The sequence below is a fragment of the Achromobacter mucicolens genome (assembly GCF_902859725.1).
Taxonomy (GTDB): Bacteria; Pseudomonadota; Gammaproteobacteria; order Burkholderiales; family Burkholderiaceae_B; genus Achromobacter; species Achromobacter mucicolens.
The window spans coordinates 21271-35333 of the sequence record NZ_CADIJP010000014.1 but is presented as its reverse complement, the minus strand read 5'-3'; the positions used below and the strand labels follow the sequence as shown (position 1 = coordinate 35333).

The 14063-nt window shown below is 67.3% G+C and carries 18 protein-coding genes; 4 read left to right on the top strand and 14 right to left on the bottom strand.

Annotation, left to right across the window (positions count from 1 at the left end):
• Positions 1-64 precede the first annotated feature (64 nt).
• Genes HV786_RS18285 through HV786_RS18275 form a run of 3 tightly spaced genes read right to left on the bottom strand, consistent with a single transcriptional unit; the run spans position 65 to position 2410 of the window.
• Positions 65-580, bottom strand: coding sequence for a RidA family protein (locus HV786_RS18285; protein WP_175211482.1), 516 nt, complete (start codon positions 578-580; stop codon positions 65-67).
• Positions 568-1449, bottom strand: a complete 882-nt coding sequence (locus tag HV786_RS18280) for a PhzF family phenazine biosynthesis protein (RefSeq protein ID WP_128829121.1) — start codon at positions 1447-1449, stop codon at positions 568-570. Before HV786_RS18280 ends, HV786_RS18285 begins: the two co-directional genes overlap by 13 nt.
• On the bottom strand, positions 1442-2410 hold the full coding sequence (locus tag HV786_RS18275) for a Bug family tripartite tricarboxylate transporter substrate binding protein (RefSeq protein ID WP_128829122.1): 969 nt from the start codon (positions 2408-2410) through the stop codon (positions 1442-1444). The genes HV786_RS18280 and HV786_RS18275 overlap by 8 nt, the downstream gene beginning before the upstream one ends.
• Before the next feature lie 219 nt (positions 2411-2629).
• Here HV786_RS18275 and HV786_RS18270 point away from each other — a divergent pair, with 219 nt between their 5' ends.
• Positions 2630-3433 (top strand): AraC family transcriptional regulator, encoded by an 804-nt coding sequence (locus HV786_RS18270; RefSeq protein ID WP_175211480.1) that lies wholly within the window; start codon positions 2630-2632, stop codon positions 3431-3433.
• A 26-nt stretch (positions 3434-3459) separates the two neighbouring features.
• On the opposite strand, the gene HV786_RS18265 is transcribed toward HV786_RS18270, so the two are convergent.
• Together HV786_RS18265 and gcvA are read right to left on the bottom strand one after the other, a co-directional pair.
• Positions 3460-3960: a hypothetical protein gene (locus tag HV786_RS18265; RefSeq protein WP_056316987.1), complete on the bottom strand. Its 501-nt coding sequence runs from the start codon at positions 3958-3960 to the stop codon at positions 3460-3462.
• A 135-nt stretch (positions 3961-4095) separates the two neighbouring features.
• Positions 4096-4977: a transcriptional regulator GcvA gene (gcvA, locus tag HV786_RS18260; RefSeq protein WP_056316990.1), complete on the bottom strand. Its 882-nt coding sequence runs from the start codon at positions 4975-4977 to the stop codon at positions 4096-4098.
• Between the two features lie 126 nt (positions 4978-5103).
• On the opposite strand from gcvA, the gene HV786_RS18255 reads away from it, so the two are divergent.
• Both HV786_RS18255 and HV786_RS18250 read left to right on the top strand, forming a co-directional pair.
• Positions 5104-6087 (top strand): tripartite tricarboxylate transporter substrate binding protein, encoded by a 984-nt coding sequence (locus HV786_RS18255; RefSeq protein WP_128828216.1) that lies wholly within the window; start codon positions 5104-5106, stop codon positions 6085-6087.
• A gap of 18 nt (positions 6088-6105) precedes the next feature.
• Positions 6106-7479 (top strand): amidase, encoded by a 1374-nt coding sequence (locus tag HV786_RS18250; protein WP_175211478.1) that lies wholly within the window; start codon positions 6106-6108, stop codon positions 7477-7479.
• Positions 7480-7497: 18 nt separating this feature from the next.
• Here HV786_RS18250 and HV786_RS18245 read toward each other — a convergent pair whose 3' ends face one another.
• Both HV786_RS18245 and HV786_RS18240 read right to left on the bottom strand, forming a co-directional pair.
• Positions 7498-8682 carry an oxidoreductase gene (locus HV786_RS18245; RefSeq protein ID WP_175211476.1) on the bottom strand — a complete coding sequence of 395 codons (1185 nt, stop codon included), beginning with the start codon at positions 8680-8682 and terminating at the stop codon, positions 7498-7500.
• 1 nt (position 8683) lies between these two features.
• On the bottom strand, positions 8684-9079 hold the full coding sequence (locus tag HV786_RS18240) for a RidA family protein (RefSeq protein ID WP_056317001.1): 396 nt from the start codon (positions 9077-9079) through the stop codon (positions 8684-8686).
• Positions 9080-9226: 147 nt separating this feature from the next.
• On the opposite strand from HV786_RS18240, the gene HV786_RS18235 reads away from it, so the two are divergent.
• Entirely contained in the window at positions 9227-10120 is an 894-nt protein-coding gene (locus tag HV786_RS18235; RefSeq protein ID WP_128827430.1) for a LysR substrate-binding domain-containing protein, read from the top strand.
• Here HV786_RS18235 and HV786_RS18230 read toward each other — a convergent pair.
• The 7 genes from HV786_RS18230 to HV786_RS18200 all read right to left on the bottom strand — a co-directional run bounded on the left by HV786_RS18230 (position 10110) and on the right by HV786_RS18200 (position 14057).
• Complete coding sequence (locus tag HV786_RS18230; protein WP_128827431.1) at positions 10110-10304, bottom strand: hypothetical protein; 195 nt, start codon at positions 10302-10304, stop codon at positions 10110-10112. The two genes, HV786_RS18235 and HV786_RS18230, sit on opposite strands and share 11 nt — an antisense overlap.
• 293 nt (positions 10305-10597) lie before the next feature.
• Entirely contained in the window at positions 10598-10888 is a 291-nt protein-coding gene (locus HV786_RS18225) for a hypothetical protein (RefSeq protein WP_128827432.1), read from the bottom strand.
• A gap of 72 nt (positions 10889-10960) precedes the next feature.
• Positions 10961-11674 carry a peptide-methionine (S)-S-oxide reductase MsrA gene (msrA, locus tag HV786_RS18220; RefSeq protein WP_175211475.1) on the bottom strand — a complete coding sequence of 238 codons (714 nt, stop codon included), beginning with the start codon at positions 11672-11674 and terminating at the stop codon, positions 10961-10963.
• Between the two features lie 33 nt (positions 11675-11707).
• Positions 11708-12217 carry a peptide-methionine (R)-S-oxide reductase MsrB gene (gene msrB / locus HV786_RS18215; protein ID WP_175211473.1) on the bottom strand — a complete coding sequence of 170 codons (510 nt, stop codon included), beginning with the start codon at positions 12215-12217 and terminating at the stop codon, positions 11708-11710.
• Positions 12218-12276: 59 nt separating this feature from the next.
• Entirely contained in the window at positions 12277-12588 is a 312-nt protein-coding gene (locus HV786_RS18210; protein WP_128828217.1) for a pentapeptide MXKDX repeat protein, read from the bottom strand.
• A gap of 41 nt (positions 12589-12629) precedes the next feature.
• On the bottom strand, positions 12630-13418 hold the full coding sequence (locus HV786_RS18205) for a molybdopterin-binding protein (RefSeq protein WP_128828218.1): 789 nt from the start codon (positions 13416-13418) through the stop codon (positions 12630-12632).
• 12 nt (positions 13419-13430) lie between these two features.
• Entirely contained in the window at positions 13431-14057 is a 627-nt protein-coding gene (locus HV786_RS18200) for a cytochrome b/b6 domain-containing protein (RefSeq protein WP_128828219.1), read from the bottom strand.
• Between the last annotated feature and the right edge of the window lie 6 nt (positions 14058-14063).

Here is a 14063-nt window from a genome sequence, read left to right as displayed (position 1 = left end):
TGGTACCGGTATCGTCGCGTCAATGCCGCCCGCCAGAAAGTGCGGGCGGGTCGGCTATGCGGGATCAGCCGCGGTCGTCCAGCAGCGCGCTGATTTCGATTTCGGCCCAGCTGCGTCCCGGCAGGCTGGTCACGCCCACTGCACTCCGTGCAGGGCGAGGCATATGCGGGAATGCGGCCTCAAGCACCTGTGATGCGCCGTCCAGCACCGCGCTGTGGTGCTCGAATTCCGCCTCGCTGCGCAGATAACCGCGCAGTTGCACGATGGCGCGTATGCGGTTCAGGTTGCCGCCGCTGGCCTCGCGCAGGGCGCTCAGCGCGCTCAGCGCCGCGTGCGCGCAGGCCGCACGGGCTGCGTCCAGATCGGCGCCCGGCCGGCATATTCCGACGATGGGTGTGCCGTCCCGCCGGCTGGCCTGACCGCTGACGCAGATCAGTGTTGCGCCTGTCAATGCCGCCAGGTGGTAGGGCGCATAGGCGCCGCGCGGAACCGGCGCGGCGGGCAGACGCCAGCCCGCTGCGGCCAGCCGCGATTCGGACGTACAGCAGCGGGTCACCGCATCCAGGGTCACCGCATCCATTGCGTTTCGCCGCTCAGCCAACACCCGGGGGCGTCGCCCCGCCGGCGCAACTGGATTGCCGAGGGCGATCCCATGGCCACGCCCTGGCGGACCGTGTACACCCCGTCCGCCGGCACGCTGCCCGTCTCGTTCAGGTAGCCCCACAGGGCGGCGGCCGCAATGCCGGTGGCCGCATCCTCGGGGTAGCCAGACGCCTTGGGAAATTGCCGCGCGCTGGCGCCGTCCGTCGTTAGCGCATAGGGGTAGAGACCGGTCGAGCCGATGGCCTCGCAGACTTCCCGCATCGCTTCGAAGTCGGGCGTCAAGGCGTTCAGTTGGGCCACGCCCGGCAGCCGTACCAACGTCTTCACGCGGCTGGTGCTGGCATTGATCATGTGCAGGCCGGGCAGGTCGGGATCGATGCGCAGCACCTCAGCGATCGCGCGGCATTGCGCCGGCGTGAGCGCTGAGGTGGCGACGGCAGGCTGCGACACCCAGGCGCGATTGCCAGCGTCGTCCCATTCGATATCCACGCTGCCGCTCAGGGTCTGAACGCGTGCGCGCGGCGTCGTCCAGCGTCCCCACTGCCGCAGGGCCCAAAGCGTGCCCACGGTTGCGTGTCCACACATCTCCATTTCGTGGCCGGGAACGAAGAATCGCAATTGGCATAGATGATCATCGCGATCGGCCGGCACAACGAAGGACGACTCGTGACCGTGGTGCGCGGCCAGGGCCTGCATGTCGCTGGCCGTCATGCCCTGCGCGTCAAGCACCAGCGGCACCGGGTTGCCGCCTTCGCGGGGCTGGGTCGTATCGACGAATACGCGCAGCAGGATCGCCTGGCCGGAGGCCGGCTCGGCGGGCGCGGTAGGGAAGGCGGGCTTAGTCAAACTGGACTCCGGTCTTGGTGATGAGGTCGCCCCAGAAGGCGAGGTCGTGTGAGACGGCTTGCGTCAGTGCTTCGGACGTGCCCGGACGCCCGTCCACGCCCTTGGCGGCCAGGTCCGATGCCACGGCCGGATCGCGCAGCGCCGCGTTGAGCGCAGCATTCATCTTTTGCACGATTGCATCGGGCGTTTGCTTGGGAAAGGCTAGGCCATACCACAGCACCTGCGTATAGGCCGGCATGCCTTGAGACGCAAAGGTCGGCACGCCCCGCAGGATCGGAGTGGGACTTGTGGTGGCCACGGCCACCAGCTTGCCGCTCTGCACGAACGGCGCCAGCCCCACCGGGTTGTCGAACATGATGTCCACCTGCCCGCCGATCAGGTCCGTATACGCGGGGGCCGCGCCGCGATACGGCACGTGCGTGAGGTCCAGCTTCTTGTCCTTCGTGAACATTTCGCCAAGCAGATGCGACACGGTGCCCGCGCCCACCGAGGCGAACGTGCCCGTGCGGCGGGCCTTCAAGACGTCGGTCAGCGTGTCGACCGTGGCCGCCTTCAAGGCCGGTTGCACCGCCAGCACATAGGGCGAGGTGCCGATGAAGCCGATGTAGTCGAAATCCTTTTCCGGGTTGTAGGGCAGCTTCTTGTACAGGCTGGCGCTGAGCGCAGTGGTGCTGGTCGTCACCGCCAGGGCCGTGTAGCCGTCCGGCCGCGCGCGGGCAGCCTGCCCGGATCCCACCGTGCCGCCGGCGCCGCCGGTGTTCTGGATGATGACTGTCTGGCCCAGCTCGCGCGACAACGCGGGCTGCAAGGTGCGCACGACCAGGTCCGTGCCCCCGCCAGGCGGGAAAGGAACGATCAGGGTGATGGGTTTGTCGGGCCATGCGGACTCGGCCAGGGCGCCGGTGGCCGGCAAGGCCAAGACGGCGGCCGATAGCAATGCGGCGGGCAGTGCGCGGATCATCTACTTCCCCTTGTGCTGGTTTGAATGACCCAGATCGTAAGCAAGACGTCCGGACGGCAGCGAACCGCGGTGCGACATGGAATGATCCCGTACGCGACAGGGGCGGGTGTTGGCGCCCCGCCGTGCTTGCGGGAAAGCCGCCACGCGCCGATACTGGCCGAACGCCCCATTCCGCCGTTGCCAGCGTGGCCTGACTCGGCACTTGCCTTGCCCGCCGTCATGATGCGTTCCGTCCCGCTATCTTCCAAACAAGGCCTGATTGCCCAGACCGGCTTCGCGCTCGCGGCCAGCCGGCAGCCGCGCTACGCGTTTCAATGGCATGAACACGATTGCGCCATGTTGCTGTGGCCGCGCGCCGGCGCCCTGGATAGCGCCTGGCGCGACGAGGAGGGCGCGCGCCGCCGCTGCCGGCTCGTGCGCGGACAGGCCTTGCTGCTGCCGTCCCACGTCCAGCACAGCACGCGCGCAGAAAGCGTGACGCAGCAGCATGGCGAGCTCTATCTGGCGCCCGAATTGCTGCGAAGCTGCGGGGCGGACGGTGTGCTGCAACTGGATGGCGCGGCGCAAGCCATGCTTGATGCGCTGTGGATGCCGGCGATGTCGGCGTCAGCGCTGCCGATGCTGGTTCAGGCGCTTATTGCGCAGCTTGACGCCGGCTCCCGTCTGCAGGCCCGCACGCGCGCACCGCAGCCGCCGCTGCCGCTCGCCCGGCAATGGCTGGCGCTGCTGCGCGATCGCCTGGATGCGGGGCTGCCGCTACCTGCGATTGCGGAGTCCGCCAGCATGCTCGGCGCGACCACGCGCAGCTTGCAGCGCGCCTGCATCGAGACCTATGGGCGCTCTCCCATCACGCTGCGCCGCTTCGTGCTGGCGCAGACGGCGCGCCGGCGGCTTGCGCTTGGCGAATCCGTCGCAAGCGTCAGCGCCGACCTGGGATTTTCCAGCAGCGGGCATCTGGGACGGCTGCTGCGCGCCGTGCAAGCCGGCGATGACGACTGGGACGGGGAAGCGGAGCAGGGCTAGCGCCGCCGCCCCGCAATGGCCGGGGCTCAGCCCTCCCGGCCAAACCCGCCCGCTGCCCAGTCCGACGCCCGCTGCACGTTCAGCTTGTACGTCGGCGGCACGCGGATCTGGGCGAGCTGCTCGCCCAGTTCGTCGTAGGCGCTGAGCGTGGCGTAGGGCTCGTCCTCGTCGGGCACGATGTCCAGCTTGACGGTCAGGCGGCCTTCGGCGGCGTCGATCTTCACGCTCTTGTGCAGCGTGGCGTGCAATTGCTGTTCGTGGCGGCGCAGGACTTCGTTGGCCGTCTTGACCAGCGTGTGGAATGCCGGCGCGTCGAGCGGCTTGGGGTTCTTCTTGTCTCGGCCCATGGTCCAGGGCCCGACCAACGCGGGCTCGGCCTGGCCGTCCAGCGTCATTTCGACGGCCCAGCCGTCGTCGTCTTCGTTCTTGATGATGCGCGCGGTCCAGCCGTCGTCGCGCCAGAGCGTGGCTTGCTGCTCTTTGGGCGCGTCGGAAAGGTCGGTGTCCGGCGTGGAGGTGTCATTCACTGCGGTACGGCTCCTGCAAGGGTTGATGCGCAGCTTGTAGGGGGCTGCGGGCCTGGTTGGCGACCCTGCAATGTAGCCTAACGCGGCAGGCGGACCGGGACATCGGGATCCGCTTTCGGCGAAAGTCCGCCAGCGCTAGATCGCGCAGGAGGCGGCCCAGGCCCGGAACTGCGTCAGTTCGGGCGATGGCCGCCGGTAGTCTTCGGGGGGCAGGACAAAATAATAGCTTTGCGCGCCCAGGTCCACGGTCAGGTCGAAGGGCGCCACCAGCCGGCCTTCGTCCAGTTCCTTTTGCACCAGAGGCTTTTGCGCGATGGCCACGCCGTAGCCCTCCAGCGCGGCCTCGTAGGCCAGCGCGGACGATTCATAGCGCAGGCCGCGCGTGACGTCGATCCCGGTCAGGCCGGCGGCCTGCAGCCATATTTCCCAATAGTCGGGGCGCGCCAGCGTGTGCAGCAGGATCTCTCCCTTCAGATCGGCGGGCGTGCGCAGCCGTGCGCATTTGCCGGGCACGCAGACCGGCAGCAATTCATTGACCATCAGCTTGTAGCTCACCAGGCCACGCCAGCGGCCATCGCCCATGCAGATGCCGGCGTCGACTTCCTCGCGTTCGAAGTCCGGCGCGTCCACGGCCGTGTGCAGCTTGACGTCGATGTCGGGATATTGCCGGTGAAACCCCGATAGCCGGGGCAGGAGCCAGCGCATGGCGACGCTATGCGGCGCCTTGATGACGAATTGACGGCGGCGTGAGCGCTCGCCCAGTTCGGACGTGGCGCGCTGCAGCCCGCCAAAGCAGCGCGCGATATCGGCGTGATACGCCGCACCCATGGAGGTGAGCACGATGCGGCGGTGCTGGCGCAGGAACAGCTTGAGCCCCAGGTGTTCCTCCAGCAGACGGATCTGGCGGCTGATGGCGGCGGGCGTCACGCTAAGTTCCTCGGCCGCGCTGGTGATGCTGCCCAGGCGGCCGGCGACCTCGAAACAGCGCAGCGCATTGAGCGGAGGCAGGGCGGTCATCGCGGGGTTCAGTTAACAAAAAGTTAAGTGTGCCATAGATAAAGTCGTTTGAACCCCGCCGTGCGAACGCCCAAGATGGCACGGCCGCCTGACTTTGCGGCCAAGAACAGACATAAGGGGAAATCCATGTTCAGAACGTTGTTTCGACGGATCGGAATGGCCGCCTTCTGCGGCGCTGCGGTGCTGGCCGGGACCGCTTCGGCGGCCGACTACCCGCAGCGCCCCGTCAGCATCGTGGTGCCGACCACGCCGGGCGGCACCGCCGATATTCTTGCCCGGTTGATCGGCCCCCGGCTCGCGCAGCGCTGGGGGCAGGCCGTCGTGGTGGAGAACAAGCCGGGCGCGGGCACGCTCATCGGCGCCGACTACGTGGCCCGGGCCAAGCCCGACGGCTACACGCTGATGCTGACCTTCAATGAGCTGGCCACGCTGCCGGCCCTGAACCCCAATGCCAGGATCGATGTCGAGAATGGCCTCGCGCGCATCGGCAAGATCGGCAGCCTGCCCGTCCTGGTCCTGACCCGTCCGGGCATCGACGATGCCGATCTGTCCGCGCTGATCAAGCGTTTTCGCGCCGAGCCGGGCAAGTACACCTACGCCTCGAACGGCTCGGGATCGTCGCTGCAGCTGTTTACCGAGATCTTCAAGCGCGAGGCCCAGGTGGACGTGATGCACGTGCCGTACCGGGGCGCGCTGGAGGCCTCGATGGCTGCCATCGGCGGCGAGGTCGACCTGCTGGTGCAGTTTGCGTCGGGCAATGTCATCAATCACGTGAAGGGCGGAAAGCTCAAGGCCTATGCCCTGGCGTCGCCGCAGCGCCTGGAGGCGTTGCCCGACGTGCCGACCGCCGCCGAGGCCGGCCTGCCCGGCCTGCGCCTGGAAGCCTGGTACGGACTTTTTGCGCCCGCCGGCCTGCCGGACGATATCAAGCAGAAGATCAACCGCGACCTGAACGAGGTCCTGGCCGAGCCCGCGATCCTGGAGCGCCTGAAGGGCATCAATCTGCAGGTGCAGCCGGGCTCGCCTGCTGAATTCGATACGTTCTTCCGCGCCGAATATGCCCGCTGGAGCGCGCTGATTCGCACCCTTGGCATCAAAAGCAGTGAATAAGATCACCGGAGCCACGCCTTGACCTACGACCCCAGCACCCACGCTGCCCTGACTTTTCATGACGCCCGCGCCGCGTTTGCCGACCGCCGCGACACGCCCCGCGACTACCTGGAACGCTGCCTGGAAGTGATTGCCGCGCGGGAGGGCCAGCTCAAGGGCTGGGTCGTCCTGAACGAGGCGGGCGCCCGGGCCGCCGCCGACGCCAGCGCCCAGCGCTATCGTGACGGCCGGCCGCTTTCCGCCATCGACGGCATGCCCGTCGGCATCAAGGACCTGATCGAAACGCGCGACATGCCCACGCAGATGGGCTGCGCGGCCTTTGACGGCAACTTTCCCAAGAACGACAGCGCCGTGGTCCGTGCGCTGCGCGATGCCGGCGCGATCATCCTGGGCAAGACGGTCACCACCGCTCTGGGGTTTCTGGACCCCGGTCCCACCACCAATCCGTTCGATCCGCGGCGCACGCCGGGCGGATCGTCCAGCGGGTCGGCCGCCGTGGTGGGCGCCAACATGGTGCCCATGGCCATTGGTTCGCAACTGGTGGGGTCGGTATTGCGGCCGGCCAGCTACAACGCCAACTGGGCCCTGAAGCCGACGTTCGGCGCGCTCAATCGCGGCGAGCGGTTGGGGCTGAGCCAGGCGCATATCGGCATCCATGCCAATTCCGTCGAAGACATGTGGACGGCGGCGGCGGAAATTGCCCTGCGGGCGGGCGGCGATCCCGGCCATCCCGGCCTCTATGGCCCGCTGCAGGCGCCGGCCGCACGCAAGCCGGCGCGGCTCGTTGCGTTGGAAACCGAGGGGTGGACGCGCGCCGAGCCGCAGGCCCGCGAGGCGTTTGAGGCCACCCTGGACGCGCTCTCGCGGCAAGGCGTGTCGATCATCCGGCGCGGCGATTCGGCGCTGGTCGATGCGCTGGAGCGCGCCATCTCGCAAGCCGCGCCCCTGTCGTTGCGGCTCATCTCCTGGGAACAGCGCTGGTCGCTGGCCAACCTGGTCGCCAATCACCCCTACACGCTCGGTCCCAGCCTGGTGCGGCAACTGGAAAGCGGGCGCGCCATGACGCTGGCGGACTACCGCGAATGCCTGCTGCTGCGCGAACACGCGCGCCAATGTCTGGCGGCCCTGGCCACGCAATGCGACGCGCTGGTCAGCCTGAATGCATGTGGCGCGGCGCCCATTGCGGCGGACATCCGCGACACCCGATATCCGACGGGCGACGTCTCGTTTGCCTGCGCATCGTCACTGCTGGGCGCGCCCGCGATCAATGTGCCGTTGATGGCCGTCGATGGCCTGCCGCTGGGGCTGCAGGTGATGGGATTGCCGCATGGCGACGCCGCGATCACCGGCATCGGCACATGGATTTGCCAGTCGTTGCGGAATCCCGGCTGACCCGGCGCGCTGGGGCGTTCAGGCGTGCCCGGCGACGGCGCGTTCAACGCGGCCCGCGTCAGGCGCTGTCGCTGCCCGGTGACGCGCCGCGTTGTCCAGGTCTGCAATCGGCGCCAGCAGTCCCCGGTCAAAAGCCTCGTGCGGCTCGCCCGCGCGCAGCCGGGCTGGCCAGTCGGCATGCGTGAGCGCCCCGCGGCCCAGCGACACGAAATCCGCGTCCTGGCCCGCCAGCAGGGCTTCGGCCTGGCGCGGATCGTGCAGGGATCCGTTTGCCAGCACGGGTACCCGGACATGGCGGCGCGCCAATGCCGCAAGGCTCGCGCCGCTGTCGCCAAAGGCGGGACGCCAGGCCTCGAACTCGGTGGTGTGCAAGTAGTCGATGGGCGCCGCGCCCAGGGCGCCGAAGATCCGCGCCGCGTCGTCCTGGCCGCCTTCCCACTTGTGCGTGAAGTCATTCACCTTGCCCTGCGAAGTGCGCACGCCGACCACGAAGCTTCCAGGTGTCGATTGGCGCGCCGCCTGGATCACGTCCACCGTCAGCCGTAGCCGGTTCTCCAGACTGCCGCCGTAGCCGTCCTCGCGCAGATTCGTGTGACGCGTGAGGAACTGGTCCAGCAGGTATCCGTTGGCGCCGTGTATCTCGACGCCGTCGAACCCCGCTTCCTGCGCGCGGCGGGCCGCCTGCGCAAAGCCCTCGACCACCTCGCCGATGTCGTGCAGGGTCATGGCGTGCGGCATCCGGTACGGACCCTGGCCGCGATAGAAGGTCATCTGCTGCCCGGCCGGCAACACGGCCGATGGGCCTTTCGTCCCGGGACGATGCGGATTGCCTTGCGACAGCGCTCCGGCGTGCATGAGCTGGGCGAAGATCCGCCCGCCTTGCGCATGCACGCGGTCCACCACGGGCCGCCACGCATCGCGCTGCGCGTCGTCGGCCAGGCCGGGCTGGAACAGGTATCCCTGCGCATGCGCCTTGTCCGTGTAGATGCCCTCGGTGATGACCAGCCCGAACCCGCCGCGCGCAAACGCTTCGTAGTAGCCCGCCATCTGCGCCGTGGCAAGGCCATCGGCGGTGGCGCTGACCCGAGTCATGGGCGCGACGGCCAGCCGGTTGGGCAGGTCCACGCGGCCCACCCGCAGCGGCGTGAACAGGCCGGCGGGCGCGTCCTGCGCGTCCTGCCGTCGATCGGTAGCGGCGGTCATGTCAGCGGCCCTCCGTGGGGCGGACCGCGGCGATGGCCTCGATCTCGATCATCGCGGCCGGATCGTACAGCGCCTTGATCTCGGCAATTGTGTCGGCCGGGTAGGGCGCCGAAAAGAACTTGCGGCGCAGGGCAACCACGTCGTCGAAATGCCCCATGTCGGTCACGAAGATGGTGACCTTGATGACGTCCTCCAGGCGCGAGCCGCCGGCTTCCAGCGCGCGGCGCAGATTACTGAACGCCTGTTCGCCCTGCGCCAGAAATCCGCCGTCCACGATCTTCCCGTCGTCGGCGGCGCCGGCCTGACCCGAGATGAAAAGCAGGTTGCCGAACTGGATGCCCTGCGACAGCAGGAAGGGCGCGTAGTTGTCGGGCTGGGTGATGACCTGTTTAAGCATGATGCGAATTCCTTCATCTATATCCGGACGGGTGTTGTCGGTTGATGCGCCGTCCGATGGATGAACTTTAGAATTCAGGCCTGGCCGTGACAAAGGTTCGTTTGTCAGCTATAAGACGAGAAAAATTCATCTATGTGAGCCCCGCCCATGCAACGCCGGTCCCTCCCGCTTTCCGCGCTGCGCGCGTTTGAGGCCGCCGCGCGCCTGGGCAGCTTCAAGGCCGCCGCCGAGGAACTTGCCGTCACCCCGACGGCCGTCAGCCATCAGATCCGCGCGCTGGAAGCGGGAACGGGCCTGGCGCTTTTCGACCGCCAGGTGCGCAAGGTGACGCTGACCGACACCGGGGCGCAGCTTTACCCGGTGCTGCGCGACGGCTTCGACAAATTCGAGGCGACACTGGCGCGCCTGACGCAGCAGCGCACGCGCGCGCAGGTCAGCATTTCCGCGACCAATGCCTTCACCGTGAAATGGCTGGTGCCGCGCATGGCCGATTTCCGGCGCCGGCATCCGGATATCGACCTGCAGCTGCAGGCCAGCGACGACCTCGTCGACCTGCGCTCATCCGCCGTCGACATCGCCATCCGCTATGGCCGGGGGCCGTACCCCGGGCTGGTGGTGCAGCCCTTGTTCACCGACCGGTTCGCGCCGGTGGCCAATCCCCGCCTGGGCGTCGTCTCGCCCGACGATCTGGCGCGGGTGCCGCTGATCCGCTTTGACTGGAAGCGCGCGCAAGCCGACAACCCGACGTGGGAGCGCTGGTTTGCGGTCGCCGGGCGTCCGCTACCGCCCGAAGCCGGGCAGTTGCGGTTCTCGGATGAAGGCCATGCGATACAGGCCGCGGTGGCCGGGCACGGGATCGCGTTGGTCAGCTTGTCGCTGGTGGATGATGAGTTGCGGGCGGGGCACCTGGCGCAGCCGTTCGGGCCCGAGATCGACGGGCACACGTATCACCTGGCGATGTTCGCCGGGCGGGAGGCGTCGGGGGCGGTTCAGGCGGTGGCGGGGTGGCTGAAGGAGCGGGCAAATCCCGTCAGCCCATGATCCGGTACCGGCCGGCCCGCTTGGCTTGATAGCGCTTGGCGTCAGCCTCTTGATACATCGCTTCCCAGGAGTCGAAACGATCCGTGTGCGCCACGCCAGCGCTGATCGTGACGGGCGCTTGGCCGCCCGGATCCCGCACGGCGTGCGCCGCCGGGGCGTGTCCGTTCGATTGGAGCGCGCGCAAGCGTGTTTCGAAGCCGCGCCGGCCGCCGCCGTGTATAAAAAACCCGAGAAACCAGCGCGTTGAGCCCCTTGTCGCGGGGCAGGTACAGAACTTGTGAAATCGCTTCGCACGCAAACGTCGCGCAGCCTGCGGCGAGGTGCAGCAGGAAACGTTTGCGATGGAAGAAGAACCAGATGGCGAGGAAGGTAACGCCGAAGATCAATAGCAGCGCGGGTGCGATCAGCGACAGCGTTACTCGGACTTGCGAACCTGCCATCGGGCCCTCGGGTGACGTGGCGGCGCGGCCAGGACGCTCAGGTGGCCAGGAAGCGCGTGACCTCGTCCCAGTCGTTGGTCGACAGGGCGAGGTCCTCGTAGTCGTCAGCTTCCTCGTCGTAGCGCGACACACAGAAGCGCTGGCTCCGGCCGGATTCGCGGTCGGCATAGTTGGCGTAGTCGACGTACACCTTCAGTCCACGCGCCTCGTTCGTGAATGAAGGCGCTGCGTCGATATAGCTCGACGTGTCGGAATACCCTTCGGGAAGGGGCGGCAGGGTGGTGATGTCGAAGTCGGGAAACTCGCGACGCAGGCGATCAAGGTTCATATGAGAAGCATATTGAGGCTGGAAGCCTGACATTTTACGTTGCTCGCTGTCAGGCGGCCTGACGTCCCCAATTTAATGCTTCGCACCCACCAGAACCGGCTTGTCCCGCCACCAATCCGGAAACGTCTTTGCCAGGTTCTCCACCTTGGGCACGTCATTGATCACGATGTACAGGCTGTTCGGATTGCGCACCAGATAATCCTGGTGATAGTCCTCGGCGGGATAGAACGCCTGCAGCGGTTCAATGGTGGTGGCCAGCGCTTTGGGATACACCCCTGTCTTGTTGAGCTGCGCGATGTACGCTTCGGCCACCTTGCGCTGGCTGTCATTGGCGGGGAATACAGCGGATCGGTACTGCGTGCCGAGGTCCGGGCCCTGACGGTTGAGCTGGGTGGGATCGTGCGCGACCGAGAAGTAGATCTGCAACAGCTGGCCGTAGCTGATCTGCCGGGGGTCGTAGGTGATTTCCACGGCTTCCGCGTGGCCGGTGCGGCCGCTGCCGACGGCGTTGTAGTTGGCCGTGCCGGCCTGCCCGCCGGCATATCCCGATACGGCGTTGCTTACGCCCTTCACGTGCTGGAACACGGCCTGCACGCCCCAGAAGCAGCCGCCTGCGATGACGGCTTTTTCCTGCGTGGCGGTTGCCGCCGCACTGGCTGCCTGGTCCGCGGCAGGCGGCGGGATGATGAAGGCCCGTTCGGCGGCTGGCGTGGCGCTTGAAATGAGGAGGCCGCCGGCGGTGGCGAGCGCGGCGCAGAGCCGGCGCAGGGTGGGATGCTTGGACATGATGTCGGGTCCTTTCAGGAATGCTGATCGCGATCAGGCTTGCGGGGCGAAGGTCATCGCCACGCCGTTCATGCAGTAGCGCAGGCCGGTGGGGCGCGGGCCGTCGTCGAACACGTGGCCCAGATGGCCACCGCAGTTGGCGCAGTGGACGGCCGTGCGGACCATGCCGAAGCTGCGGTCGCGCGTTTCGCCGACGGCGCTGGGCAGGGGCTGCCAGAAGCTGGGCCAGCCCGTGCCGCTGTCGAACTTGGTCGAGGAGGAGAACAAGGGGTGTTCGCAGCCGGCGCAGGCGAAGGTGCCCTTGCGATGTTCGTCGTTGAGCGGGCTGGAGTAGGGGCGCTCGGTGCCGTCGCGGCGCAGCACCTGATACTGCTCGCGCGTCAGGCGTTCGCGCCATTGCGCGTCCGTCAGCGTGTAGGGAAACGATGCCGTGGCCGGGGCCGCCTGCGCGCTGCCGCCGCGCGCGGCCAGCAAGGGGGCGAGGCCCGCGGCGGCGGCTGCCGCGCCGCCCAGCCCCAGGAAGTGTCTGCGTTTGAGGTTCATGGCGAATTCCGTGCGGGTTCGTTCAGGCGGGGACCGGTTCACGCGGTCCCCGCGCGGGTTTACTTCTGCATGCCGTCCTTGGACATGCCATCCTTGCCCATCGCGTCCTTGGACATTGAATTCTTGGACATTGAATTCTTGGACATGGAATCCTTCGACATGGAGTCCTTGGACATCGAATCCTTGGACATCGAGCCCTTCGACATGCCGTCGCGGGACATCGAGTCCTTCTTCATGCCGTCCTGAGACGGCGCCTCCTTGGACATGCCGCTCTTGCTCATGCCGTCCTTGCCCATGGTGTCGGCGGCGTGGGCGGCCGTGGCGCCAAAGGCCAGGCACAGGGACAGGGCGGCGGTGGTCAGTTTGCTCATGATGCGTTCCTTTGTTCAGGGGAAAAAAGAAGGGAATTCACCTAGCTTCCGCCGAACCAGTTGTAGCCCTGGTCCTCCCAGTAACCGCCCGGGTAGGTGTTGGTGACGAAAATTGCCTGGATATGCTTGGGGTTCTTGTAGCCAAGCTTGGTAGGCATGCGCAGCTTCATGGGGAAGCCGTACTCGGGGGGCAGCGTCCGGCCGTCGTAGGTCAGGGCCAGGATCGTCTGCGGATGCAGCGCGGTGGGCATGTCGATGCTGGTGTAGTAGTCGTCGGCGCACTTGAAGCCGACATACTTGGCCGACAGGTCGGCGCCGACGCGCTTCAAGAAATCCGCGAACGGCACGCCGCCCCATTTGCCGATGGCGCTCCAGCCTTCGACGCAGATGTGCCGCGTGACCTGGTCCACCTGCGCCATAGCGCGCAACTCGTCCAGCCGCCAGCGGCGCTTGTCGGCCACCAGGCCGGTGACTTCCAGCCGGAACGACGCCTCGTCCACCTGCGGCACCTCGTCGATGCCGTAAAAGGCATTGAAGGGAAACGGCCGGGTGATCATGGATTCCGGATAGGTGGGCGCAAGTTTGGCGGGATCGAAGATCCAGCCTTGCACGCGGTCGTTGAACCGGGAGACGGCCGACAGCGCCTTCTCGACGCTCTCGTCGTCGGACAGCGAGCACCCCGACAGCATGGCCAGGCCGCCCAGTGTCAGGCTGCGGCGCAGGAAGGCGCGGCGGGACGGCTGCTCGACGCGCCTGTCCAGCAGTTTTCCGGCTTCGCGCAGGATGGCCGGGGCGTCCAGGCCCGGCAGAAGGCGTCGTTTATCGGTCATGGCAGGCTCTCCCTATTTGCCGCGGATCATGGTGAGCAGGCTGCGGGGCACCAGCGCCACCATTGCCAGGTGCACGGCGACAAACCCGGCCAAAAGCGCCATTGCAAAAAAGTGCACGCGCCGCGCGGCCTCGTAGCCACCCATCAGTTCGCGCAACAGGTCGAACTGCACGGACTTCCACAGCACCAGGCCGGACAACACCAGCACGACGATGTCCACCATGACAAAGAGGTACGCCAGGCGCTGCACCTGGTTGTAGCGGCGCGGGTCGGCGTGCGACAGCCGGCCCCGCAGCGCGGCCAGCAGGTCGCGGACGACGCCGCCCGGGCTGACGGGCAGGAATTTGCGCCACAGACGGCCGCTGGCGGCGTTCAACGCCAGATAGATGAGGCCATTGGCAACCAGCAGCCACATGCCGGCAAAGTGCCACTGCAAGGCCCCGCCCAGCCAGCCGCCCAACGTGATGCCGTTGGGAAAGGTGAAATCGAAAAAGGGCGCGGCGTTGTAGATGCGCCAGCCGCTCATGGCCATGATGACCACGGCAAGGGCGTTCAGCCAATGCGTCACCCGCAACCAGCGGGGGTGTATGGCCGGCTGAGGTGCGGCCGGCCCCTGATCTATCGCGGGTGGAGCCATCATGGCGGT